The sequence below is a fragment of the Paenibacillus sp. Leaf72 genome (genome assembly GCF_001422685.1).
Classification (GTDB): Bacteria; Bacillota; Bacilli; order Paenibacillales; family Paenibacillaceae; genus Pristimantibacillus.
Window position 1 is genome coordinate 520,602 of the sequence record NZ_LMLV01000001.1, and the last position, 24,250, is coordinate 544,851.

Below are 24,250 nucleotides of genomic sequence, written 5' to 3' on the forward strand. Positions count from 1 at the left end.
GCCCTGTTAGGGGCTCCAGCTTTTTGTTGGAAGAAGTTATTTGGAATTAGGTGAAGTTTAATGAATTCGGATTAATGGGGTGAAATCCATTATTCGCCTGAGGCAGCGGGGACGGCCTCTTGGTTCGTCTCACCTTGCGAATGGCGATACAACTCTTCGTAGTAGCCTTTGTTTTCCAGCAGCTCCAAATGCGACCCCGCTTCGACAATGGCTCCATGCCGCAGGACGATAATTCGATCGGCCTGCATAATTGTCGATAAACGATGCGCGATGACGATTGTCGTACGACCGGCGGATACGACGTGCAGCGCTTGTTGGATGAGCTGCTCCGTGTGGGAATCCAGATTCGCAGTCGCTTCGTCCAAAATAAGAATTTTCGGCTGGAAGACGAGGATGCGCGCGAAGGACAGCAGCTGCCGCTCGCCCGCTGACAGCCCACTGCCGCGTTCGGACAATCTCGTGTCGTAGCCGTCCTTCATCCGTTTGACGAGTTGGTCGGCACCTACGAATTCGCATGCGCGAACGACAGCTTCACGGGAGATAGCCTCATCAAACATCCGGACATTGTCGATGATGGTGCCCGCATAAAGATAAGGCTCTTGCTGAACTAGACCGACGATCCGGTGCAAGTCGGCCTGCTTTAAATCTCGAATATCGTTGCCGTCGATGAGAATGCTGCCCTCCTGCACGTCATAGAACCGGCAAAGCAAACTCATCAGCGAGCTTTTGCCTGCGCCCGTCGTACCGACGAAGCCAATCATCTCTCCCGGATGGATGTGAAGGTCGAGTCCGCTGAATATCGGTGAAACGCCCTCATAACCAAACGTAATTTGATTGAAATCGAGGCGTCCCTCTACCGACTCCCTATCGATTCGAAGCGGATTAGGACGATCTACGATTTCCGGCTCGGTATCAAGCACGCCCCAAATCCGGTTCACGGCGACCGTAGCTGACTGGAGCGTGTTCCACTGCTGGGTAATCGCATTAATCGGCTGGAAAAATTGGCGAATATACGTGATGAACGCGTACAGTACACCGAATTCAAGCGCTTGGCCTAGTACCGCTTTGCCGCCAATCCAGATAATGAAAGCAATTGTAAGATTGCTGAGCAAATCAAACGACCGATTAAATAATACCATCGTGCGTATTTCACGAATATTAGCTTTAAAATAGGCCTCATTCCGTACATTGAATTGCTCGGCCTGCGCTTTTTGCTGATGGAAAACTTGAATGAGGTTCATGCCTGATAGATTCTCGGTTACGAACGCCACGAGACGGGACAAACGGGTCCGCGCCAGCTGATACGTTTTGCGCATGTAAGAACGGAATGTGATCGCGATGAATGCGGTAATCGGGAGCAGCACCAGACAATAAGCGCCGAGTGTTGCGTCAAGCTGAAACAACATGATCAGGATGAAGAGCAGTGTAAGGCCGTCGCGCAGCAGCGTAAGCAGCACTTGGTTGAAAAATTGGTTTACAGCTTCCGTATCGCTGGATATATGCGTAATGAGGTTGCCGCTGGGCATCTTGTCAAAATAGGACAAGGACAGCTTCGTCATATGTTCAAATAGCTGCTTTCGTATTCGGGCCACGATGCTTTGCCCGGCATGTTGGAGCAGATTGTTTTGAAAATAACTAAACAACAATTCTGATGCCGCCAGTCCAAAATAGATCAAGCAGATGACCAGAATGCTGCCGTATTCCTTGTTCCCGGCCATTAGATTGTCGTCAATCGCAACCTTGATCAAGTATGGCTGGAACAGCTCCGACATAATGGCAATTATCGTGCATAGTACGACCAAGGCAAAGGTGAACCGATGCGGTCCCACATAGGATTTAATAATGCCAAAGGCTGATCGATATTGGGGTTTCGGCTTCTTTGCTAGGTCAATCTTCTGATCCGTCTGCTTATGGTTATTGCCCTGCGGCATGCCGGCTTCCCTCCTCTTGAATGGCATGAAGCTCGGCGTACTGCCCCGGCTGCGCGAGCAGCTCCTCGTGCTTGCCACGCTGAACGATCCTGCCCTCGTCCATGACGACGATTAGATCAGCATGCTTCAAGGCGCTGATTCGATGCGCGATAATAATAGTCGTCTTATTACGGCGCACTTCCTGGATCGTCTTCACAATCTCGGTTTCGGTTACCGCATCGACGGCACTGACGCTATCATCGAGAATCATAAGCGGAGCCTGTTTCATCAGACTTCGCGCAAGACTCGTTCGCTGGCGCTGCCCCCCAGACAAGGTGATTCCCTTCTCCCCAAGCTTCGTCTCGAAGCCATCGGGGAAATCGATAATATTGTCGTAAATGCGTGCCTGCTTGGCTGCCGTTTCAATCTCGTCCTTCCCGGCTTCGCGTTTGGCAAAGGCGATATTCTCGCCAATCGTCGCGCTGAACAGAAATCCGTCCTGCGGCACATAGGCGGTCTGGCCGCGCAAGCTTTCCAGCTTAATGCCGCGAATACTCGTGCCGCCGATCTGAATCGCCCCCTCCGGCGCTTCATATGTCCGCAGCAGCAGCTTGACAAGCGTTGTTTTGCCGCTGCCTGTTCGCCCTACGATGCCGAGCGTCGTACCGGGTTCGATGACTAGATCGATTTGCCGTAAAGCAGGCGATGACGCATCTGGATAGGTGAAGGTCAAATCTTGCAAATGTATTGCACTTTGTTCGAGCTCGATCGGCACCGCATTTTCTGCCTCGACGATGTCCGGCTGTACGGCGACCAATTCATTCAGACGCTGCAAGGATGCGCGCGAGCGCTGCAGCGTATTGATCACGTTGCCGATCTGCTGCAAAGGATTCATCAACATTCGGATGTACATCGTGAGCGCGACGAAATCGCCTAATGTGATTTTATCCGTAATGGTCAGGTAACCGCCAAGCGCGAGCGCCATAATCAAGGACATTGAACCGAGGAATGGCACAAGCGCCTGAAAAAGTGAGGATATCCTTACGAGCGACAGCTGATTATCGCGGATGCGATCGACATCCGAACCAAACCGATCAATCATGATCTGCTCGACTGCAAACTTCTTCGTCACGCGTATACCGCTGATCTGCTCCTCAGCCGATTCTGTCATCGTGCCGAGCGCCTCCTGCACATGCAGAGAACGTTTGCGAATGACCGGGCCAAAACGCATCACGATCCAAGGAATCAAAAACAATGGCCCGACAGAAGCAGCGATGAGGTAAAACGGAATATCGCTCAGTATCATTGCGCCAATACAGGACAATAATAGCATCGAAGCCATCGCGAGCTGGTTAATCCCCATGGAAAGCGATTCCCTTACGCCGGTAACATCATTCATAAAGTAATTCAGCATCTTGCCTACGCCATTTTTAGAATAATAGTGCTCGCTTAGCTCCGAGAAGTGCGTATAAAGCCGACGACGAGTAATGTAGTCAAACAATCGGCCTACATACATGACAAGATATTGACCATACCCTCCGAGAAGCGCATAACCCATACCGATCACCAGCAGGAGCAGGCTGTAACGCACGACATCGTGCTGGACCAAATCCCCGGTCTGCAGCCGGTCTGTAAAGTCGCCTAGCAATTTCGGAAAGTAGGCATATATGATGCTGGCGATTGCATGCAGCGCAATCGAAGATATATACATGCGCCATGTTGCAGCGAAGTAGGGTTTTAATATGCCGTTCGGTTTCAAGTCGAATCACCACCTCCATTTTTATAGTGGCTCTATGGCCCCAAAATTAACTGTTTACGGTTGGAGGATTAGCCTCATCGTCCCCAACGTTAACGTTATCGTCGCCGCTTGATTTCTCTTCAATAATTGGAGAATCATTGGTTAGGTCATAAAGCTGAAACACATGGATAAATTCCTGGATGATCGTGTCTGTCGCTTTTAACTCGCCGCTAATAACCTGCTTAATCGACTCAAACTCCGGCTCGTCTAATTGCCGCTGCAAAGTCGACCGCTTCACATTCAGCGATTCCAGAAAGGCGAGAGCCCTGCCACGGCGAAACGTCTGCGCTTGCACCCCGTGCTTAGGATGATGCCCATGCCCCCGATGTTCCCCATGTTCTCCATGACCACGCTTGTCTTTATGTCTATGTCCATCACGCATTTCAATTTCCCCTTTCGGATTCATGTATACAATCGTATACAAAAACGTTATGTATACAAATGTATACGATGCCTTATTGTCTGTCAAGACTTGCTTCGGCCCAATAAAATTAACTTCCCTTTCTTTACTACGTTTCAGCCTATCGTTTCCAACCATCCAAATTGCCCTCCTATTCGACCATCTGGCTCATCTCGTTAAAATAAAAAAGCCCTTAATTCGCAAATAAGCGAAATTAAGGGCTTGCAGCTTCAATTATAAAGGTGAGGAGGAGTTAGACCTCCATCTCCTTCTTAGCGGGAAGGTGTTTTCATTAAACTATCACCATACACAGGAAGGATTGGGACCTTCATTCTCCTGCTTGATAGGCAGGCGCCTTAATTAAGCTACTGTGTAAGAAAATTCTATCATATGTTATTATATGTGTAAATAATTTTTTAAGGTGATAATAATGAAAAAACAGGAAGATACAAATGAGAACGGCAGAACTCGCAGATGCTATATCTGTAAAGAACCCAATACTGTAGTTCACGAACACTATATAAAGCTTTGCCAACCATGCGGTGAATACAATGAAAAGAAACGTTTAGCCATACATAACTTAGAGTCTAGCATCGCTTTAGTTACAGGTGGACGAACAAAAATAGGTTATTATACTGCATTACGTCTATTACGAGACGGTGCAAGGGTTATTTTAACAACCCGTTTTCCCTATGATGCCCTACAACGTTATATTAAAGAGCCTGATTTTCCAAATTGGAAAGATCGCATCCACATCTACGGATTAGATTTTCGCCAAATTGAAAGAGTAGAGATGTTCGCCCACTACCTAGATAAAGAGTTCCCTTACATCGACATCATCATCAATAATGCTGCCCAGACGGTAAGAATGTCTCCCGAGGAGTATACGGCGTTACAAATAAATGAAGTAGAGCTCCAGAAACAAATGATTGGCAACCAACAATTAATCGCCGACAGTACAACCATCTCGCACTTTCTTAAATCTGCGGATGAAAATGAAATAAATGATTTTCAGCATTTACAGCTAATGAATCAAGAAATGGGAATGTTGGCTCATCATACGCCATTACATAACTCATGGACGGCTCAGTCTCATCAAATTTCCATTGTTGAAATGCTTGAAGTTCAATTAATCAACGTAACCGCTCCATTTTTGCTCAATACAAAATTGAAAGAAATGATGTTGAGAAGTCCCCATCAAAATCGCTTTATCGTAAATGTATCTGCTGCAGAAGGCAAATTTAATATGAAAAGAAAAGGCGGTTATCATATCCACACCAACATGGCAAAAGCTTCGCTTAATATGATGACCCTAACAATGTCAAAAGAATATAAAAAACATCGAATATTCATAACCAGCGTAGATCCTGGATGGGTATCCAATCAGTTCCCAGAGCATGTTCAGACCAGTCGAGAGATTATTTTACCCTTGGATTTTAACGATGCTGCTGCTAGAATTTGCGATCCCATCTATGAAGGATCAGAGGCTGAGCGTCCACTCACGGGTGTGTTTTTGAAAGATTATATGCAGGTAGATTGGTGATAGGGATTCGTGCTCAATGTAACGAAGGGAACTCAATTTTCAAATCACATTCAATTACGTAATCACCAAATGAAAAGAAAAATTCTCCAGAACTCACTATATAATTTATTGATAAATTATTCCCATAGTTTTATTTGTTAGAGATATATTTCGATATATTTATATTTACAACTTTATTTTCAGCATATTAACTGCAGGAGGTCTACCTGAATATATGATCGAAATTACAGGCAATGATATTAGTGAATTAAGTGATATTGATTTAAGATCGCTTATTGGCCTTCTTTGTGAAGCAGATATTCGTGCTAATGGACTGCCTACCGCTGGAGTTACATGGGGTGGGCACCAAAATGCCAAAGACGGAGGTGTTGATGTCCGTGTTGAACTTACAAGTACGATACATTCTGATAGCTTTATTCCTAGGTCTAAAAATTGTTTTCAAGTAAAAAAGCCGGACATGCCACGTGGTGCAATTATTAATGAAATGCGACCAAATGGTGAACTTAGAGCAGTTATTACAGAATTAATTGACGCAAGTGGAGCCTATATCATTGTGAGTAGTCAGGGATCAACTGCTGACTCGGCACTTTCAGATCGAAAAGATGCGATGCAAGAAGCAGTGTCGGATTACCCGAATTCTCAAGCTTTAAAAGTTGATTTCTATGATCGCGAACGAATTGCTGGCTGGGTACGAAACCATCCAGCTCTTGTTCTTTGGATAAGAGATAAAATAGGACGACCGATTCAAGGATGGGGAACATATGGAAATTGGGCAAACTCCCCAGGCGGGATTGAAGAAGAGTACATGCTGGACGGACACATCCGCCTTCACAACGGCTCCGTCCCTCATTCAAATGGACTTTCCGCAGTAGATGGAATAAACCACCTTCGTGAAATATTACAACGTCCAGCATCTTCCGTTCGTTTAGTTGGACTTTCAGGTGTAGGTAAAACGAGATTACTTCAAGCTTTATTCGATGAACGCATAGGTGAACTCCCCCTGAATCATTCACAAGTGTTCTATTCTGATATTAGCGACAGTCCTAACCCTGACCCTCGTAGTTTTGCTGAACGAATAATAGCTTCTCGTAGATATTCTTTATTAATAGTAGATAATTGCCCACCTGAATTGCATAGCCGACTAGCTTCCGTATGCTCAGCTATAGGAAGTTTAGTTAGTCTAATAACAGTCGAGTACGATGTTAGAGATGACCTGCCTGAAGAAACAGAAGTGTTTCGTTTAGAACCAGCTTCCTCTGAACTTATTGAAAAAGTTATTCGAGCTCGATTCAATCACATAAGTGAAATAGATTCTCACACCATAGCCGAAGTTTCCGGAGGTAATGCACGTATTGCAATTGCACTAGCTCGTACAGTACAAAAAGGTGAAAACCTATCAAATTTAAGAGATAACCAGCTATTTATTCGATTATTCCAACAACGAAACGAGTCCAATAGTAATTTGCTTAGAGTAGCAGAAGCTTGTTCTCTAGTATACTCATTCGACAGTCAGACGGTTAAAGGCCCCGGAGCTGAACTGAAGCTTCTCGGCTCTTTAGTAGGCATGCCCGTCCGAGATATGTACGAATATGTCAGTGAACTAAAGCGTCGAGAACTTATACAGCAAAGAAGCATATGGAAAGCTGTATTACCTCATGCCATTGCTAATAAGCTTGCGCAAAGAGCTCTAGAAAACATCCCACTTCAAAATATATACACAGTGTTTGAAAGAGCTGGCTCCGAGAGGCTCTTAATATCTTTTTCTAGACGATTGAGCTATTTACATGAATGCGACTCAGCAAAACAAATAGCTAGTAAATGGTTTTCAGAGGATGGTTTATTAGGAAACATCAGTACCTTAAACGGACTCGGTATCAGCTTAATTAATAATATTGCTCCAATAAACCCAGAGCTAACACTCACGGCTATTGAAAAAATTTCCTGTCAAGATAATGCAAAACAATTTTTCTCAAGGGACAATGCCCATTATTCTGTTTTTACAAGAATTCTTAGATCTCTAGCATTTGACAAAGATTTGTTTGAGCGATCTATTTTATTGATTTGTCGCTTTGCTCTTTCAGAAGATGCTAACGAAAATAATAATTCAACTAGGACGATGTTAAAATCATTGTTTTATATACATCATTCAGGTACACATGCTACACCTGTACAAAGGCTCAAAATAATTTCAAGTTTGGTGGAATCAAAGTCTGATGACAGAATATTTCTTGGATTTTCTTTGTTAAGTGCATCATTAGAATGGCGGCACTCTACCTCCCATTACGTGTTTGAATTTGGTGCTCGCTCAAGAGACTATGGATATTCTCCAGAAAATAGAGAAGACGTTCGTAAATGGTTTAAATTATTTATAGACTATTTAGTGTCTCTTGCTATTTCTAATTCCGAAGTAGCATCTAGTGCAAGAGGTCTTCTGGCAGAAAAATTTAGAGGATTATGGATGAAAGTAGCTATGTTTGATGAACTTGAAGACGCTGCAAAGGTACTTTCTAGTACAGGTACTTGGAGAGAAGGATGGATTGCAGTAAGAACCACCATAAAATTCGATAATAAGCGTATGGACTCTAATGTTCTTTCTCGTTTAAACAAACTTGACGTGATTCTTAAACCAATTACTTTACTCGAACGATCCAAGTTGTATGCACTTGATCAACAGGGCTATATTTGGGCTGGTAATAATGAAAATGAAGACAATAAGACGATTAAAGACTATCATCAAGTAGAAAACATTACTAGTTCTTTAGGACGGGAAGTTGCATCCCATGACGATATTTTACAGGAATTATTACCTGCCTTTCTAGGCAATGATGGTGCAGGGCTATATAGTTTTGGCAAAGGCTTAGCGGATGGCTGTGTTAATCCTGAATTAATGTGGCAGAAACTCTATCAACAACTCTCTCTCGTAGAACACTCAAAGAGAAACTTCCAAGTAGTCTGTGGTTTTTTTAGTACAATTTCTAATATAAATGCTGACTTGTCTGAGGAATTTCTTGATCAATCTGTTACAAATGAAATTTTAGCTCCTATATATCCATGGCTACAAACAAGCAAAAAAATTACAAGACAAGGCCTAGTAAGGCTCAAAAAATCTCTAGAACTTGGGATAACACCAATATCTCAATATTTAAGTTTGGCATATGAGGGAATTCATCCAATTATAAATGATAGTGATTTATGTGAATTATTAAGAATAATATCTTCTAAACCTAAAGGTATCGCAACATCAATTAAGATCTTGCATATGCGTATACGTAGTCATTTCAAGGAAAACCCAATAAGTGATACTATCATTGAATTCGGTCAAGAACTGATTTCACAATTTTCTTTTATACGTGAGTCAAACATTATAGAGCATAAGGATTATGAGTTAGCTTTCCTTATTACTGCATGCTTTACTACTGAATCAGCACAAACAAATGCCAGAGTTATATGTAAAAGGCTTGCTGAAGCTTTTTTGAACTATGATATTTATTCTATGGACTACAGTTATGTGTTGAGAACACTCGCTAAAATACAGCCACTAGCCTTTCTCGATTCATTCTTAGGAAACAGTGATGAATTTAATTACATGATACGCCGGGTATTTTTTTCAGAAAATACAACGAATCCTATATCTTATATTGAAGATGATCAAATCATTGATTGGGGTGAAATTTATCCCGAAACAAGATACCCTATTGTAGCCTCAGCAATTGTGCCTTATCAAAAAAATGAGAATAATAATATATTGGAGTGGACTCCATTAGCACTAAGAGTCATTGCCAACTCTTCTGATCCAATCGTTGTTCTGAATGAATTTAAAGTTACTTTTAGACCAATGTCATGGGAAGGTTCACGAGCACTGGTAATGCAAACATACCTTAGTTTAATAAACGATTTAAAAGAGCATGAAAATTCTTTGATCAGAGATTGGGCACATGTAGAAGAAACAGTTCTCAAAGCGGAAATTCATAGAGGGCTTGAGTCCGAATCAAAGAGGGAATGTGCTCGGAATGAGAGTTTTGAATCAACGATATATTTCGGGAACTAAAATATCTAATTTCCAATTCATAAACTTAGACTCGCCTCCTAGTTGGGTTGTCGGCGCGGTCTTTTATTTCCAATAATTAATCATAATATAGGGATACAGCATGCTCTATATGTCTTGTACTTCGAATTATCAACCTTAAAGGAAATAACCTCCCCCCTGCTACCCCCTCAATATGTAGGGGGGAGTGAACAATCAACATAATTATACCAATAGAGAACCAGCCTTTTCTTTATGGGATTTTCATTTCTAAATTTTATCAGTAGGCGATCGAATGGATGCAAGAACACTCCATTGAGTTAATAACTTATTTCATAATAAAGGACGATGTTAATGGCTTCGAGGCATTTTCCGATTTGCGCAACAACCGTTCAAAAATCAAAACGAGCATGGCCCAAAACCGTGTAATCACAATAACCTTCTAATCGAAGCAGCTTTTCTTTCGCCTGCAAGCCTCCACTGTACCCCGTCAATGTGCTGTTCTTCCCTATAACACGGTGACACGGAATGACAATAGGAATCGGATTAGCCCCGTTGGCGCTTCCCACAGCACGGACAGCTTGGGGATTTTGTATCATTTTCGCAATATCGTAATAGCTGCGGATTTGTCCAAATGGAATCTTCATCAACGCCTTCCATACAGAAATTTGAAAGCTGGTCCCCTGTAAATCAAGAGGGAGCTCGAATGATGTACTCTCCCCCTCACAATAGGACTGCAGCTGCTCCAGATATGGAGAAAGCCTGTTCTGATGTTCAATCAGCTTCGCATTAGGAAACTTCTTTCCTATCCATAACTTCAGGTTCATATGTGTGTCATCTGGCAACGCGATTAGACATAACCCTCGCTCGCTCGCCGCTACCTGCAGCGGCAAACCATTGAACAGGGAATGGGTAAATGTTGTCCAGTAAATTTCCGTTTGAGCCCCCATCATCCTCTACCACCCAGTAAACAGCGGCTTCGGCCCAGCATGCGTAGGGAAAAGCGGCAATACTTCCTCTGCCAACTCCTGAATGACTTCGGCAGGCGGCCGGCTCGAAAATTGGATGCCAAGCGCAGCATGATTGACGCCAACTGTCTGCCATTCCTCCAAAAGCTGGATCAGCCCTGCTCGCCCTGTACGCAATATGTATCCGCCACGAAGCGGCATTCGAGGATAATTAACATCTTCAACAAGATCAATCCATTCGTTGGTCATATGCGGCTTGAACATCCCGCCAGGGATTTTTTCCCGCCAAGCATTGATCTTACGTCCGAGCATTCGGGGACCTGTCTCATTTGCCGTAGCTTCGGGATAAGTGAGCCAGCCGTCACTGTGCTCTGCAATCCAATCTAAAGACTGCCTGCTTGAACCCGTCACGATAAGTGGAATACCGCCAGTTGCAGGCTTAGGCAGCAATTCAAGCCCTCCCATTCTACCAAGCGAAGATTGAATTTCAGAACTTCCCTGATGAATCAGCTCACGAAAAAATGCCACCGTCTCCCGAAAACGCACATCACGATTATCCGCATCTAGCCCATAAGCTGGAAACTCAGCAGGGCGGTCTCCGGAAGCAATCCCTAGCACAAGCCGTCCGCCAGAAAGTACATCTATGGATGCGGCGGCCTTGGCCAAATCAATGGGATGGCGAAGCGTGAAGATCGCGCTTCCTGTTACCAAGGATACGTTTTTTGTCCTTGCAGCAAGATAGGCCAGATAAACGAATGGATCGAATACTTGCCCAGCATCCCGGAAACCGGGATCAAATAGCGGAACATCACGCACCCAGACGGCTGCAAAATTATTTTGATCAATCTTCTCAACTAGATCAGCTTGGCCCTGTAAAACATCCATCTGACCTGTATAAAATTTAAGTGGTAAAAATATGCCGATTGTCAGTTTGTCTGGGGCAAACATCCGGCCGAAACCCGGGTGATCATGAAAGGTCTCCATTGCCAACGTTGACTGGTGACCTGTATCTATTTTTTCATTGGAATCTATTTGTTTGTTCAATTCATTCTCCTCCTCAAGCGATAGTGTTCCTGGCATCTGGCATCTGGCATTCATCCAAATTCGACTGACTGGAAGTGATATAATTGTATTAAGCAATTGACCCCATAAGTAGTGACAAAACTAAACTAGATTATAGGGTCAATTAAGGTTACAAGGAGGATATGAATGATCGATTTGACGATATTGTTGAACAGAGATTCTGGAGAGGCGTTATACTCCCAGCTTTATCAATATATTAAGCAAGAAATTTTGAGCGGAAAGCTGGCCGCTGAGACACGGCTGCCTTCTATTCGGTCGCTGGCTGCCCACCTCCATATTAGCCGCAATACGGTGGATTTGGCCTATCAACAGCTGTTAGCCGAAGGTTATGTTCAAAGCAGGCCAAGGAGCGGCTTATATGTTATTGATCTGGAGCTGGAGTCGCTGCCTTTGTCGCATCAAATGAATAAGAAAGGGTTGAAAAATAGTACACAGGTTAGCTCGGCGATTCGATATAATTTTCGCTATGGCGATGTTGATGCTGCGCATTTTCCGTTTGCCACTTGGCGAAAGCTAGCCAATCTAAGCTTGCATCAGGATCAACTGGACTTGTGTTCATATGGCGATCCGCTCGGAGAACCTGGACTTCGAGAAGAAATCGCCAAATATTTGCATGGCTCCAGGGGAGTAAATTGTACGCCTGAACAAATTATGATTGGAGCTGGTGTTCAGTATCTACTGGGCGTGCTATCCCGCTTAATAGGTGGGGCGAACAACGGCAATGGCATGGCGATGGAAGAGCCGGGATATGACGGGGTACGGACGATTTTTTCACATCATGGTTTTCACATCCACCCAATCCCGCTGGAAACGGATGGGCTGAATATACAGAAGCTTTTTGAAAGCCAATCTCGCATCGTGTACATCACCCCGTCCCACCAGTTCCCCTACGGGATGGTTATGCCGCTCCCCAAGAGAATGCAATTACTGAAATGGGCAGCAGAACAGAATGGGATCATTATCGAGGACGATTACGATAGCGAATTCAGATATATCGGCAAACCCATACCGTCCCTGCAGAGCCTCGATACTCATGATCGCACGGTTTATCTAGGGACATTTTCAAAATGCCTGCTCCCTTCCCTGCGCATTGCCTATATGGTTCTGCCTCAGAAACTAATTGAGCTGCACGATGAGCAAGACTACCGATTATACGACCAAACGGTATCACATTTTCACCAAAAAACGTTGGAGCTGTTTATGAAAAATGGGCATTGGGAAGCCCACATTCGCCGGATGCGCAATGTATACCGAGAGAAGCAATTCACGTTGATTTCCATGCTTCAGCAGCTGATGGGCGCTCAAGTATCCATAATCGGCCAGGATGCCGGACTTCATATTTTATTGCGTGTACATAATGGTATGGATGAACATCAGTTGATTGCCACTGCAGAGGAGGAAGGCGTCAGGGTCTACCCTGTATCTCCCTTCTGGGCACAGCGGGGTGAGGCTGAGAAAACCATGGTGCAGATCGGTTTTGGTGGTTTGAGCAAGGAGGATATAACAGAGGGGGTTCGCATGCTATACCGCGCTTGGTTTGGGAAACGCCGCGACGTATGAATGCAACCGAAAATGAAACGCCATAACCGAAAAATTTATCGGCTATGGCGCATTTGAATGTGGTGTTATAAACCTATAATAGCTATTATACCTTTAAAGTAGTCACACTTTTATTTGTTCTAAAAACCACCAGCAGGATCGTGCTATTTGACTAGCCTCCGTACGATGCTTGCTGGATTCGAATTCCTTCTGAAGGGCCTTTACGACAATTTCAATAAGCGAGACATTCAACTCGTCCTGGGCTTGAAATAAAGCCAGAAGGCCTTTTGAGATTTCTTTTAATTTCGTTGATTCGTTTGATTTTTGAATCATTTTATTGAAATCGTGAAGCTCCTCTAGCAATGCCTCTTTATCTACATGACCCGTACGCGCAAATTCACTGGGATGAAAGAGGGCCAACGTTTGAGGATCAAGAATATGTTCTTTTCTTTCATGCATCGTGTGCAGTAATACCTCAACATAGGAGAGCACCTTCGGTACAAGCTCGTTCCATACAGGCTTTTGCCCATGAAAGCTTCTCCACGCATTGGCGATTTGATGCAGCATACCGTAGAAAAAAATAGAACCTTCGCTTGCATAAGGCCGGATCTCTTCTCCATATAACTGAGTCAATCGTTCAGATAACCACTTCAACTGCATATTCGCTAGGTTTGATGAATTAATTTCTCCTGAATAGAAACCCGTCCAATACAGCTCCCAAACGCGCTCTCTCTCAGGCAATGTCATCGGTATCGAAATTTGATCCACTAGCAGATCATATTCAGAAGCATAATGATCGTTTTCCAAGTTTTTTCGAATAGCGATATCCTCTTGCATCCGCTGCTCTAAAATGGCTTGCAAGCAATCATCCTTCGAATTAAAAAATTTGTAAAATGTCCCTTTCGATACGACTGATTTGTCTAAAATCATCTGGATCGTTGTATTAGCAACGCCATGCTCAATAAATAGGGTAAGAGCGGATTCTAATAGCAATTGTTTGCGACTACTCATGTCTTGTCCCCACCAAATGTTTTTGCCCTTATTGTATCACGCTTCGGCTTCTCCGACATGGTTGCTATTGTGAGTACAGTTCTCCATAATTAGCTCAATGAGAATGGTTTATCCGCAGCTTTGATCGAATCGGTCGGACATCCGTCCTGCGCATCCTGAAAATCATTCATGAGTTCGTCATCTTCGATTGCAGTAACACCACGATTTCCATCTCCACCGTAGAACACCTCAGCAAGCCCATCTCCGTCATAATCAAAAATATCTGGAGCCGCAGAACCGCAAGCACCACAAGCGATACATGTCTCTTTATCCACCCATGTGTATATGGCCATGATCAGTCCTCCTTTCTTAATTGGCTAATTTAAAACACGAGCGGAATTTCTTTCAAGCCGCGAATAATGATGCCATGACGCCAATTCAGTGACTCGCGATTTGTTTTCAATCTAAGTTCAGGCATACGCCGAAGCAATGTGCTAATGGCAATTTCCCCTTCTAATCTTGCCAAAGGAGCGCCCATGCAGAAATGAATCCCTTTGCCGAAAGCAAGATGGTCGTTCACTTTTCGTGTAATGTCGAACGTATTGGGATCCGTAAAATGATTGTCATCTCGATTCGCCGAAGCTAGCGCAACAAACACCATTTCCCCCTTGCGGATTTGCTTGCCTTGAAGCTCGACGTCTTCCGTTGCCAATCTCATATTATTGACCTCAACGGGCCCGTCATAGCGCAAAATTTCTTCTATCGCCGAATGGATCAGCTCAGGCTCGTTTTTCAGCTTCTCCAGCTGCTCTGGATGCTCCAATAATGACAGCACGCCGTTGCCGATTAAATTCACCGTCGTTTCATGGCCGGCTATGATAAGCACGAATATCATCGCATACAGCTCATGCTCGCTAAGCATATCCCCATCTTCCTCGACACGAATGAGGTCGCTGATCAAATCCTGCTTGAGATCGCTTCGTCTTCTAGCAATTAAGTGCTGCAAATAATCGATGAATGCAATCAACGCTTGCTCGCTGCGTTCGGCATGCTTCGGATTATTAAAACCTTCCATGATGGCGCTCGACCAATCACTGAATTTATCCTGATCCTCAATCGGAACCCCTAGCATTTCGCAAATCACTTTGATCGGCAAAGGGAATGCAAAATCCTCAATCAAATTCATTTCTCCCTTTGCCTGAACTTGATCAAGAAGATCATTAGTCAGCTCCTCAATTCGCCCCCTAAGCTGATCCACCATTCTTGGGGTAAAGGCTTTTTGCACCAAACGCCTAAGTCTGCGGTGATCGGTTGCATCCACATTGCTTAGGTTTCGGGAAATAATCTCCACATGGGACGGAAGTTCTACTCCTTCCTCTACCGGATGGTTGGTCACAAATCGCGAATCGCTTAATACTGCTGCAACGTCCTCATACGCCGTAACAATCCACGCATAGTGACCACTGGGCAAAAGAAAACGGGATACTGATTCTTGCTCGCGTACCTCTGCATAGATGGGATGAGGATTTCGAATAAACGCTTCGTTCAAATAATCGATTTTCGACTGGGCGGGTTCCTTATGCTGATTTGTTGTCATTGGGAGTCTCCTTAGGCAATTAGAATTTATTTACAATTCAATTTTATACTATTCGTTCATTTCTTATCAATGATTCGTTGGAACTAATGTAACAAACCTATTAAAACGGGTAATTTTTAACTATACTACCAGTTCATTTTAACGAAGACCTCAAAGAATGATAATGGGAATTGAAAAAAGATGACTCCTATTCAAAAGTTCAAAACAGGAATCATCACTTATTAACTGGCTAATATTTTAATACGGTCAAGCCATTTAGGCAGATACCAAGCGGTTTTCCCCAATAGGCCCCATAAGTTTCATGGAATTCCTCTTGTTATTTTGGCAAGGACGGGTGGCCAGAAAGAATCTTCTGAAAACATTCCCTAATATCGCTACCATTGGCCCTGCCATAACAGGCCCATCTGGAAAAGTAGCATTGATTAGCGTCCTCCGCCTGTAAATCTGCTGCTCTGGAAAGCTGATTCTTTCATTGATATACTTAGTCTAAATTTGTTTATTCCTTTTGTTGTTTGGGAGAAGCTAGAACATTACTGGGGTTTGAGCCCGGAGGTAAAAACATGGAAGTTTTTGCAGAATATTTAGCGAATATAGATAACCCGATCCATCGGGCTAGAACCGAAGAGGTTTTGGCTTGGATAGCTGCGAAATTTCCAAATTTAATGCCAAAAATCGCTTGGAATCAGCCTATGTTTACCGATCACGACACCTTCATTATTGGCTTTAGCATAGCTAAGCAACATATGGCTGTGGCCCCTGAAAAGGCAGGCATTAATCATTTTTCTGATGCCATTGTGCAAGCTGGCTATGATCACACCAGTCAGTTGATGCGTATCAAATGGGATAGTCCTGTTGATTTCTCATTACTGGAGGAAATGATTGAGTTTAATATTTTGGATAAGGCGGATTGTTCGACTTTTTGGCGGAAATGAAAAATAGGGCCACCTCTGATACGGGTTCGTCTCGGGTACGTTTGCAAGCAAAATAAATGTCCAATGCAATTCAGGGCTGATGCCGCTTAACAACTTTTATTTATTGTTCGGTCTACTTGACGGGGTGCAGTTCACATTTCTGTTGTTGATAACCCTCTTTGAAAAACATGTATTAAATAAGATCAGATTTTTGAAGCAGTCGTTGAACGATTAAGGCAACTTCAGCTCTTGTAATGTCCTGCTTCGGTGCAAGCCTTGCACCCGGCATTCCAGTAACGATACCAGCCTGCAAGGAGTCTGCGATGCTGTTCAGCGCCCAATCGGAGGCTGCTGCTGCTGCATCTTTGTACGGATGAATGATCTCATCTGTCGACTTGGCAGCAAGTTTGTCTTTTAATTCAGTGATTTTCATCGCCTTGGCTATGATCACTGGATCAAACCATCTAAGCGTGTTGCTTGGAGACGGCAATGGGGAATTTCAGATAGAAGATCATTCAGTTGATGATAATCGAATCTCCTCACCCAATTCCATCGTTTCAGGTCATTTTAATGATGATGACAAGATCGATCTGGCTATAGCTAACAAGGGAACGAAGAAAGTATATATTTTGTATGGACAAGGGGATGGAACATTTACCACTGGTGACGAATATGGGGGCATCAACGAACCAAGCGCGCTTGCTACAGGTGATTTTAATCGTGATGGATAGGCTGATATAGCGGTTGCTAATAATGGTCCGTCAGAATATTCACTTCATATTCTCTTTGGTGATCAAACGGGCACATTTCGAGAGGAAACGATTTCTACATTTTCGAATCAGTTTTTTTCACTAGCAGTTGGTGATTTTAACGGTGATAAGAAGTTGCTTGATTCTGCCGCTACAATCCAAAATGTGACTTTGGCTGCTCCAGCGATTAATTTTGAAATTATAGCTATGTATGGAGATCGTACCATTAAGATCGATCGATTCGATCGTTATGTGTCACGTGAGATTGTATTGCCGAGTTTAATCGATCCCACTCAAATAACAACTGCCGTTGTATTAAATGAAGATGGAACAATATCCCACATCCCAACAAATGTCTTTACAAAAGACGGCAAACTACATGCCGTAATGAATAGCTTAACGATTAGTACCTATTCAATTATATGGAACTCGAAGAAATTCGCCGATGTGCAAGGACATTGGAGTCAAAATGATGTCAATAATATGGCTTCGCGCCTCATTGTTGATGGTGTTACAGCAACAACCTTTCAACCTGATCAAGATATCACCCGTGCAGAGTTTCTCGCGATTGTTGTTAGAGCCTTGGGCTTGAAGTCAGTTGAGAAAATTAACTTGCCACAGGATGTGAAGTCCTCAGATTGGTATGCATCTGTTGTACAAACGGCTTTAGCTTATCAACTTGTTCAAGGTTTTGAGGATAATACGTTCAGACCAGATCAGACGATTACAAGGCAAGAAGGAGCTGTGATCTTATCTAGAACGATGGCGATCACTTCGCTTGCGTCGACCGTGACGGATGCCGAAGCGAACCATGCATTAAGTTCGTTTGAGGACAGTCAACAAGTTTCTGGTTGGGCGAAGAAAGCCGTAGCACTTATGGTCATAAACAATATCATGCAAGGCCATAATCAACATCTTACAGCAGCAAGTCACCTATCACGTGCACAAACTGCTGCAATTGTAACAAGATTCTTACAGCAAGCAATGTTAATTAATGAGTAATGGCATAATGAGAGCCGCGGACTTTTCCCCGGCTTTTAATGGGACGGCGAAACGCCTTCTGAAGACATTCAACTAACAAAGAGAAACTGCCCAAACCTGGCTGTGGCCGGGTCTGGGCAGTTTCTCTTTGTTATAGTTGAAAACGGCTAATCTCATCTGCACGTCTCCTATGGGGATATTACATTACCCCAATTTATCTAGCATTCGACGGGTGGGGCGTTCCATTCATTCACGATATACACGCATCAACTCATTAAGGCTCCACCGATTCGGCTACCTTCATGGCCTCGTCGCCCGAAATCGGACCGGACACGCCATACTGAATGCCGTCAACCACCCAGAACAGCTCCGTGAACTCGGCTTGCTCGAAAATAAAGCCGTCCGCTCCGCCCACTTTGGTCTGTGTGAACAGGTCCGTCGGGAACGCCGCCGGCATGCGGCTCGCGCTGAACGTCACCGTCTTATCACCCGAGCCATATGTGAAGTTTAAATCTCTGAGCGGTTGGTCCTTCATTCCCACGCCGACGATCTCAGCCAGCTTGAAGCCTTCCGGGGCGACTTGAGGAACAAGCACACCGGAACCGAAAGCTGCTTTCGCTGCCTCCGCCGTTCCTAACGGAGTTGTAATCAATTGGGACAACTCCGAACCTGTGGCTCCTCCGTTTCCGGGCAGTACAATTCCGGGCGAATGATCCGCTGGGGTCGGGACTGCGGCGGGCTCTTGCAGCATCGGCAATGCCGTCACTATGACGACTGCCGCGACCAGCGCTGCCGATCCTGCAAGCCAGGCTTTCGGGAGAACGAATCGGCGGCGGCTCCTCTGCTCCGCGGCGGCTTGTTTCCTGATCTTCTGTTTAACGCTATCGCTCAATTCCATTTTAGAAAACAACATATCATCCGACTCCTTTTGCAAATGTTGTCGTAAATTACGCTCCATGTCCGTCATCGGTTGTCTCCTCCTTGCGCATTTCCCGAGCCAACGCCTCGCGCGCCCGGTGCAGTCTGTTTCTCACGGTGCCCTCGGGCGACGACGTCGCTTTCGCAATTTCCCGTGTGTCCAAGTCCAGATAATAATATAAATACAAAGCCTCCTGATACGGCAGAGGCAGACGCAGCATATGCCGCAAAATCTCGCTTTTCTGCAATCTTTTAAGCGCTTCTTCTTCCACGTTGAATATCCGTCCCCGCTCCATCCGGCTGGGATCGGTCGGCTGTTCCGTAAACATCCGCACGCCCATCTTGTCCCGGCAAACGTTGATAGCGATCGTCGTCAACCAGGTTTTAACCGCGCTATCTCCACGAAACGAGTTCCAGTTGCGATAAGCGCGAAGAAATACCTCCTGACTGATATCCTCGGCAAAATGCTGATCGCCGGTATAAAAATAAGCGGTGCGCATGATCGTCGAGCCAAAGCTTTCCATCAGCTGCTCTAGAGCTTGAGAGGGATCTTTCGGGAAATTTTCCTTGTTATTCGAGCCGGCCGGCATCACTGAATTATCACCTCCACCTATTAGACGGCCTGAGCGCATTTTTCGCTGCACTGCGCTTTAAATCTGACAGTCCAATAAAGATTTCGCGAATTTAAGCTTAATTCCCCAAACTCCTTCTAGCTTGAATTTCAAACGATAAAGGCCACATGAACAGTATGCCTGTTGATGCGGCTTTTCGACTTCATCTTTGGTTTAAAAGAACCCCAATATCCGTTTATACTAACACTATTTTCTCTAGATGACCTCTTCGCTGCCAGCGACGTGCTCTACCGGATTAGTCGGTTTCTTTTTCAAAATTAGGAGTTTAGACTCAGCTCACAACAATAAATTACATTAAAGTGGGAATTATTCGACATTATCTCCTACTGAACCTATGGGAAAGAGAGTAAATAGAAGTTTCAAGCTGATATCTGTATATTACTGTCTTTGTTTACGCTTACCTCAGATTTGATCCAATATTCGCCTTAACTTACACTGTAAATTGTTAGTCTATTCATCCAGATAGAAACAAAAAGTTAAATATATTGAATAAAAGGGGATGATAGACTTGTATTCGCATTTAATCAGAACGTAACCTATCGCACTCGTCTACCCTTTATTACTAGCGTTCAGCTTTTTGATTACTTTTAATTTCTAAACGGTAGTGCTTGGAACTAAAATAAAGAACGATTACAAAGGAGAGATTACTATTATACATACTTATTCCCAATTAAAAAAAACGTTGTCCGTCGCTCTAGCCTCGACCTTGCTTTTATCATTAGGTACTTTGTCAAATGGAGCATACGCTTCAGAGAGTGGACAGTCCTTTCCGACGAGTACATCATTCTCAAACCCTGCAACTTCAATATTCGAAGAAAAAATTGTTGTCAAACTTAAACAACAAGCCTTCCTTCCAAGTAAAGAAGGAAAACTTCAATTGCAACAAGAAGTATCGCCGCTATCAGCTGTCCCAGAATTATCGTTTGACCCGCTAATCTCGCAGCAATTCTTACCGTCAGCTAACAAAGGCATTACTGATAGTCCGTTTGAATCCGTATTTGATCGCTATTATTATTCCAAGATTCCTGCTGGCGCTGACGTCGAACAGTTGTTACAAAAGTTGCGAAGCTTGTCGCTCGTTGAGGAAGCGTATTTAAGCAAAAAACCAGAATTAGCCAATGCACCTTTTCCAAACACAACAACTGTCCTTCCAGATAACAATCCACGCTTCTCATTTCAAAGATATGCGCAAGCAGATCCTCTAGGTATTAACGCTCCGTATGCTTGGCAATTTGAAGGTGGCGATGGTAAAGGCACCCAGTGGGCCGATATCGAGTGGAGTTGGGCATTAAATCATGAAGATCTAGCTGCTCATAACATACAGCTTTTGCCAGGTGGCATTAATGATGGAGATGGTAGTCACGGTACGGCTGTACTCGGGGTTGTATCCGCGGTTGACAATGCTATCGGCAATATCGGGCTAGCTAACAAAGCAACGCCCATTGTATCCTCTTTAGTTCGTTCAGGTGGCGCAGCAGAAGCCATTTTAGCGGCCACACAAGTATTATCTCCGGGTGACGTTATTCTGCTTGAAATACAGATCGGTTTTGGCGGTCCTTGGTTACCTATCGAAACACAGCCAGCAGAGTTTGATGCCATCCAATATGCAACAAGCTTAGGTATTGTCGTTGTAGAAGCGGGAGCCAACGGTGGTGCTGATCTCGATCAGTACCAGCATTGGGATAATAAATACATCTACAATCGGGATCTCCCAGATTTCAAAGATTCTGGAGCAATACTTGTAGGAGCGGGATCATCAACTGCGCCTCACTACAGACTCGACTTTAGTAGCCATGGCAATCGAATCGACGTTTTCGGTATTGGTGAGAACGTTGCTACCTTAGGTGCAACAAGTACTGCTTCGACAACTGGTTATACCGACTATTTCAATGGAACATCTTCCGCTTCACCTGTCGTTGTAGGCGCGATTCTACAACTGCAAGGGATTGCTAAGGCTAATTTCGGCGAGCCGTATTCGCCAGCTGAAATTCGTAGAATACTGAGATGGTTACCGTTCAATACCCCGACTTCCGATATGGCTAATGATAGAATCGGCACCCTACCCAATTTGAAACAAATTATATCAAATTTACCTACGCCAGGTGCCGTACCTAACGACACAGAAGCACCACTAGCACCAACCAATCTAGTTGTTAGTACTATCACTGACACAGTTACCTTGAATTGGACAGCTTCTACGGACAATGTTGGATTGATCGGTTATGACATTTATGTGAATAACGATCCATTTGCTATAGCAAGAACGACTAGCAACTCCGCTACGATCAGTGGATTAACAAGTGGTTCATATACATTTACTGTCAAGGCTCGGGATGGCTTTAGTAATTTGTCTACGGAAAATAACTCGGTGACGGTTCAAGTTGACGCTTCCTTTACTCCATGGAGCGCTTCCTCCATTTATGTTCAAGATGACATTGTTTCTTATAACGGAGTGAAGTATAAAGCCAAATGGTGGACGCAAAATCAACCTCCAGATCTGAATAGTAATCTCTACGATGTTTGGACTGTGCTCGGTCCTTACTAAAAAGATTAAAAACTTGATTAAATAATAGAGAGGTAGGGGCATACCAATTCCCAACCTCTCTATTATTATCTTTGATAACCCCATACTTCTGCTCTGTAAGTAAACTCCTATTTTAAAAAATCAATTGTCTTAAATAAAATATTTACATATTCACAATTTACTTATAAAAAAAAGGATCAAGATGCGATGGCGATTACTTTCTATTAGGATGCCTGCCTTATAGCTACCCGGATTACGCATCGTTTTTAGCGTGTTTTTAACCGATACGTGGTCGATTTGTTCTCCCAACTCACCATCTGCCAAAACCTTCAATAGCAACTTGAACATTCGGTGAATTGTCGTACCACTTTGACATTTATATTATGGTGGAGCCTAGGGGGATCGAACTCTTGACCCCATCGCTGCCATCGACGCGCTCTTCCAGCCGAGCTAAGGCCCCTTATTAAATCTTTATGCTGGTACTCAGTATATTCAGGCACTTACCTCTCCCTCACTCTTCCCCCCCGTAATAACCACCTGCACCCCAATCATCACCACTATAACAGCAAGCATCGCAAGTAGCGCAGCCATAAAGCTCCCACTACGATCATAAATCGCCCCAATTAATAATGGCCCCATTGCTCCTATGATGTAGCCGCCACACTGAGACATTGCCGACCATGCTCCTGCTTCCTCTGGCGTATCCGTCTCGACAATCGGCAGCATAAGCGCCAGTGGAAACAACCCGCCCGCCCCAATGCCCAGCAATATTACAGCTGGCAGCATTGGCAGATGGAATAGCAGCATAACAATCCCGATTAGCTCAGACACACTGCAAAGGATCAGATAAAATCTCCGTTTCCCAGACCTAGCTACAAGAAAAGGAATCGTTAACGATACCGGAATTTGAATAATCGTAAAGACGGTAAGGAGCATAGCCGCGCTGGCTGCGCTGTACCCGAAGTTGAGGGCAATCGGTGAAATCCACGCCGTAACCGAATAAAAGACACTGGCCATTAATCCAAAAAACAAGGTCAACATAACCGCTTTTTTATTGCGGATTGGCAGCTTCGAACTAGATCGCACTAAGCCTTCTTTGCTCCCCTTGTTCTCCTTACTCCCCCTGTTTCCAAGAAAAGCCGACCAAACGATTAAGGCCGCCACGCCGAAAATAGCCCAGCATGACAAAGTCAGCGTTAAGCTATGATTGCTGCGATTGTATAATGGTATTGCAAAAGCAGAGGCAATAGCTGCCCCTACGGTCATCGAAGCGGAATAAACACTTACAATGCCGGGCTTTGTGGGGAAATACTTTTTAATAAAGCCCGACAGCAGCGGCCCTGCCAAGCTGATTCCGATTCCGCCAACTAACGCACTTACAACCAATATAAAGACGGAGCTAACAATCCCCCGCAAAGCGGTTGCCCCTGTAATGAGAAATAATGCAAAGAAAATAGTTCGTTCAAGCCCTACTCGATCACGTAATGTGGTTGCCGCTGGAGCAAAAATCCCCATGCATAAGACAGGTAATGTCGTTAGTAGACTTGCGGTCAGTCCACTCATGGCCAGATCATTTTGCATCGTACGAAGCAAAGGGGCAACCGATGTAATAATCGGTCTTAGATTTAAAGCTGCGATAAATATAGCTAACAGTAAAAAATATTTTTTCATACGTGCTGCCTC

19 protein-coding genes and 2 tRNA genes are annotated in these 24,250 nt (G+C 44.2%); 7 read left to right on the forward strand and 14 right to left on the reverse strand.

Annotated elements, in window-relative coordinates; translation table 11 throughout:
• Positions 1-89 precede the first annotated feature (89 nt).
• The 4 genes from ASF12_RS02395 to ASF12_RS34185 all read right to left on the reverse strand — a co-directional run bounded on the left by ASF12_RS02395 (position 90) and on the right by ASF12_RS34185 (position 4,483).
• A complete protein-coding gene (locus tag ASF12_RS02395; protein ID WP_056029084.1) occupies positions 90-1,931 on the reverse strand; it encodes an ABC transporter ATP-binding protein in 1,842 nt (613 codons plus the stop codon).
• A complete protein-coding gene (locus tag ASF12_RS02400; protein ID WP_235533019.1) occupies positions 1,915-3,669 on the reverse strand; it encodes an ABC transporter ATP-binding protein in 1,755 nt (584 codons plus the stop codon). Before ASF12_RS02400 ends, ASF12_RS02395 begins: the two co-directional genes overlap by 17 nt.
• Before the next feature lie 46 nt (positions 3,670-3,715).
• Positions 3,716-4,246 carry a hypothetical protein gene (locus ASF12_RS02405; RefSeq protein ID WP_235533020.1) on the reverse strand — a complete coding sequence of 177 codons (531 nt, stop codon included), beginning with the start codon at positions 4,244-4,246 and terminating at the stop codon, positions 3,716-3,718.
• 167 nt (positions 4,247-4,413) lie between these two features.
• Positions 4,414-4,483 (reverse strand) — tRNA-Asp (locus ASF12_RS34185).
• Between the two features lie 55 nt (positions 4,484-4,538).
• Between ASF12_RS34185 and ASF12_RS02410 the strand changes: the two genes are divergently transcribed.
• Positions 4,539-5,651 carry an SDR family NAD(P)-dependent oxidoreductase gene (locus ASF12_RS02410; protein ID WP_056029086.1) on the forward strand — a complete coding sequence of 371 codons (1,113 nt, stop codon included), beginning with the start codon at positions 4,539-4,541 and terminating at the stop codon, positions 5,649-5,651.
• Between the two features lie 214 nt (positions 5,652-5,865).
• Complete coding sequence (locus ASF12_RS02415; protein ID WP_056029088.1) at positions 5,866-9,699, forward strand: hypothetical protein; 3,834 nt, start codon at positions 5,866-5,868, stop codon at positions 9,697-9,699.
• A gap of 368 nt (positions 9,700-10,067) precedes the next feature.
• Here the strand turns inward: ASF12_RS02415 and ASF12_RS02420 are convergent, their stop codons facing one another.
• Together ASF12_RS02420 and ASF12_RS02425 are read right to left on the reverse strand one after the other, a co-directional pair.
• Positions 10,068-10,628 carry a methylated-DNA--[protein]-cysteine S-methyltransferase gene (locus ASF12_RS02420; protein WP_327204889.1) on the reverse strand — a complete coding sequence of 187 codons (561 nt, stop codon included), beginning with the start codon at positions 10,626-10,628 and terminating at the stop codon, positions 10,068-10,070.
• Positions 10,629-10,631: 3 nt separating this feature from the next.
• The gene (locus ASF12_RS02425) at positions 10,632-11,687 is read right to left on the reverse strand and encodes an LLM class oxidoreductase (protein ID WP_200931579.1); all 1,056 of its coding nucleotides are present in this window, start codon (positions 11,685-11,687) and stop codon (positions 10,632-10,634) included.
• Between the two features lie 165 nt (positions 11,688-11,852).
• Here ASF12_RS02425 and pdxR point away from each other — a divergent pair, with 165 nt between their 5' ends.
• Positions 11,853-13,286 (forward strand): MocR-like pyridoxine biosynthesis transcription factor PdxR, encoded by a 1,434-nt coding sequence (pdxR, locus tag ASF12_RS02430; protein WP_056029092.1) that lies wholly within the window; start codon positions 11,853-11,855, stop codon positions 13,284-13,286.
• A gap of 102 nt (positions 13,287-13,388) precedes the next feature.
• Here the strand turns inward: pdxR and ASF12_RS02435 are convergent, their stop codons facing one another.
• The 3 genes from ASF12_RS02435 to ASF12_RS02445 all read right to left on the reverse strand — a co-directional run bounded on the left by ASF12_RS02435 (position 13,389) and on the right by ASF12_RS02445 (position 15,852).
• Positions 13,389-14,276 (reverse strand): TetR/AcrR family transcriptional regulator, encoded by an 888-nt coding sequence (locus tag ASF12_RS02435; RefSeq protein WP_056029094.1) that lies wholly within the window; start codon positions 14,274-14,276, stop codon positions 13,389-13,391.
• Between the two features lie 89 nt (positions 14,277-14,365).
• Positions 14,366-14,608, reverse strand: a complete 243-nt coding sequence (locus ASF12_RS02440; protein ID WP_056029096.1) for a ferredoxin — start codon at positions 14,606-14,608, stop codon at positions 14,366-14,368.
• A 29-nt stretch (positions 14,609-14,637) separates the two neighbouring features.
• On the reverse strand, positions 14,638-15,852 hold the full coding sequence (locus ASF12_RS02445; RefSeq protein WP_056029097.1) for a cytochrome P450 family protein: 1,215 nt from the start codon (positions 15,850-15,852) through the stop codon (positions 14,638-14,640).
• A 560-nt stretch (positions 15,853-16,412) separates the two neighbouring features.
• On the opposite strand from ASF12_RS02445, the gene ASF12_RS02450 reads away from it, so the two are divergent.
• On the forward strand, positions 16,413-16,784 hold the full coding sequence (locus tag ASF12_RS02450) for an iron chaperone (protein WP_056029099.1): 372 nt from the start codon (positions 16,413-16,415) through the stop codon (positions 16,782-16,784).
• 172 nt (positions 16,785-16,956) lie between these two features.
• Here the strand turns inward: ASF12_RS02450 and ASF12_RS02455 are convergent, their stop codons facing one another.
• On the reverse strand, positions 16,957-17,214 hold the full coding sequence (locus tag ASF12_RS02455; protein ID WP_056029101.1) for an S-layer homology domain-containing protein: 258 nt from the start codon (positions 17,212-17,214) through the stop codon (positions 16,957-16,959).
• Positions 17,215-17,233: 19 nt separating this feature from the next.
• Here ASF12_RS02455 and ASF12_RS02460 point away from each other — a divergent pair, with 19 nt between their 5' ends.
• Positions 17,234-17,494 carry an FG-GAP repeat domain-containing protein gene (locus ASF12_RS02460; protein WP_162241880.1) on the forward strand — a complete coding sequence of 87 codons (261 nt, stop codon included), beginning with the start codon at positions 17,234-17,236 and terminating at the stop codon, positions 17,492-17,494.
• A 153-nt stretch (positions 17,495-17,647) separates the two neighbouring features.
• Positions 17,648-18,514 carry an S-layer homology domain-containing protein gene (locus tag ASF12_RS02465; protein ID WP_056029105.1) on the forward strand — a complete coding sequence of 289 codons (867 nt, stop codon included), beginning with the start codon at positions 17,648-17,650 and terminating at the stop codon, positions 18,512-18,514.
• A 253-nt stretch (positions 18,515-18,767) separates the two neighbouring features.
• Here the strand turns inward: ASF12_RS02465 and ASF12_RS02470 are convergent, their stop codons facing one another.
• Positions 18,768-19,460, reverse strand: a complete 693-nt coding sequence (locus tag ASF12_RS02470; RefSeq protein WP_056029107.1) for a DUF4367 domain-containing protein — start codon at positions 19,458-19,460, stop codon at positions 18,768-18,770.
• Positions 19,441-20,001, reverse strand: coding sequence for an RNA polymerase sigma factor (locus ASF12_RS02475; RefSeq protein WP_056029109.1), 561 nt, complete (start codon positions 19,999-20,001; stop codon positions 19,441-19,443). Before ASF12_RS02475 ends, ASF12_RS02470 begins: the two co-directional genes overlap by 20 nt.
• A gap of 646 nt (positions 20,002-20,647) precedes the next feature.
• On the opposite strand from ASF12_RS02475, the gene ASF12_RS02480 reads away from it, so the two are divergent.
• Positions 20,648-22,588 (forward strand): S8 family serine peptidase, encoded by a 1,941-nt coding sequence (locus ASF12_RS02480; protein WP_081418573.1) that lies wholly within the window; start codon positions 20,648-20,650, stop codon positions 22,586-22,588.
• Positions 22,589-22,951: 363 nt separating this feature from the next.
• On the opposite strand, the gene ASF12_RS02485 is transcribed toward ASF12_RS02480, so the two are convergent.
• Together ASF12_RS02485 and ASF12_RS02490 are read right to left on the reverse strand one after the other, a co-directional pair.
• Positions 22,952-23,027, reverse strand: a tRNA-Ala gene (locus ASF12_RS02485).
• A gap of 32 nt (positions 23,028-23,059) precedes the next feature.
• A complete protein-coding gene (locus tag ASF12_RS02490; protein ID WP_056029112.1) occupies positions 23,060-24,238 on the reverse strand; it encodes an MFS transporter in 1,179 nt (392 codons plus the stop codon).
• Positions 24,239-24,250 lie beyond the last annotated feature (12 nt).

Bases quoted from the DNA above. Each gene is read 5' to 3' on its own strand.
- ASF12_RS02395 (WP_056029084.1), bottom strand. From the start codon at position 1,931: ATGCCGCAGGGCAATAACCATAAGCAGACGGATCAGAAGATTGACCTA.
- ASF12_RS02405 (WP_235533020.1), bottom strand. From the start codon at position 4,246: ATGGTTGGAAACGATAGGCTGAAACGTAGTAAAGAAAGGGAAGTTAAT.
- ASF12_RS02410 (WP_056029086.1), top strand. From the start codon at position 4,539: ATGAAAAAACAGGAAGATACAAATGAGAACGGCAGAACTCGCAGATGC.
- ASF12_RS02415 (WP_056029088.1), top strand. From the start codon at position 5,866: ATGATCGAAATTACAGGCAATGATATTAGTGAATTAAGTGATATTGAT.
- ASF12_RS02420 (WP_327204889.1), bottom strand. From the start codon at position 10,628: ATGATGGGGGCTCAAACGGAAATTTACTGGACAACATTTACCCATTCC.
- pdxR (WP_056029092.1), top strand. From the start codon at position 11,853: ATGATCGATTTGACGATATTGTTGAACAGAGATTCTGGAGAGGCGTTA.
- ASF12_RS02435 (WP_056029094.1), bottom strand. From the start codon at position 14,276: ATGAGTAGTCGCAAACAATTGCTATTAGAATCCGCTCTTACCCTATTT.
- ASF12_RS02440 (WP_056029096.1), bottom strand. From the start codon at position 14,608: ATGGCCATATACACATGGGTGGATAAAGAGACATGTATCGCTTGTGGT.
- ASF12_RS02445 (WP_056029097.1), bottom strand. From the start codon at position 15,852: ATGACAACAAATCAGCATAAGGAACCCGCCCAGTCGAAAATCGATTAT.
- ASF12_RS02450 (WP_056029099.1), top strand. From the start codon at position 16,413: ATGGAAGTTTTTGCAGAATATTTAGCGAATATAGATAACCCGATCCAT.
- ASF12_RS02470 (WP_056029107.1), bottom strand. From the start codon at position 19,460: ATGACGGACATGGAGCGTAATTTACGACAACATTTGCAAAAGGAGTCG.
- ASF12_RS02475 (WP_056029109.1), bottom strand. From the start codon at position 20,001: ATGCCGGCCGGCTCGAATAACAAGGAAAATTTCCCGAAAGATCCCTCT.
- ASF12_RS02490 (WP_056029112.1), bottom strand. From the start codon at position 24,238: ATGAAAAAATATTTTTTACTGTTAGCTATATTTATCGCAGCTTTAAAT.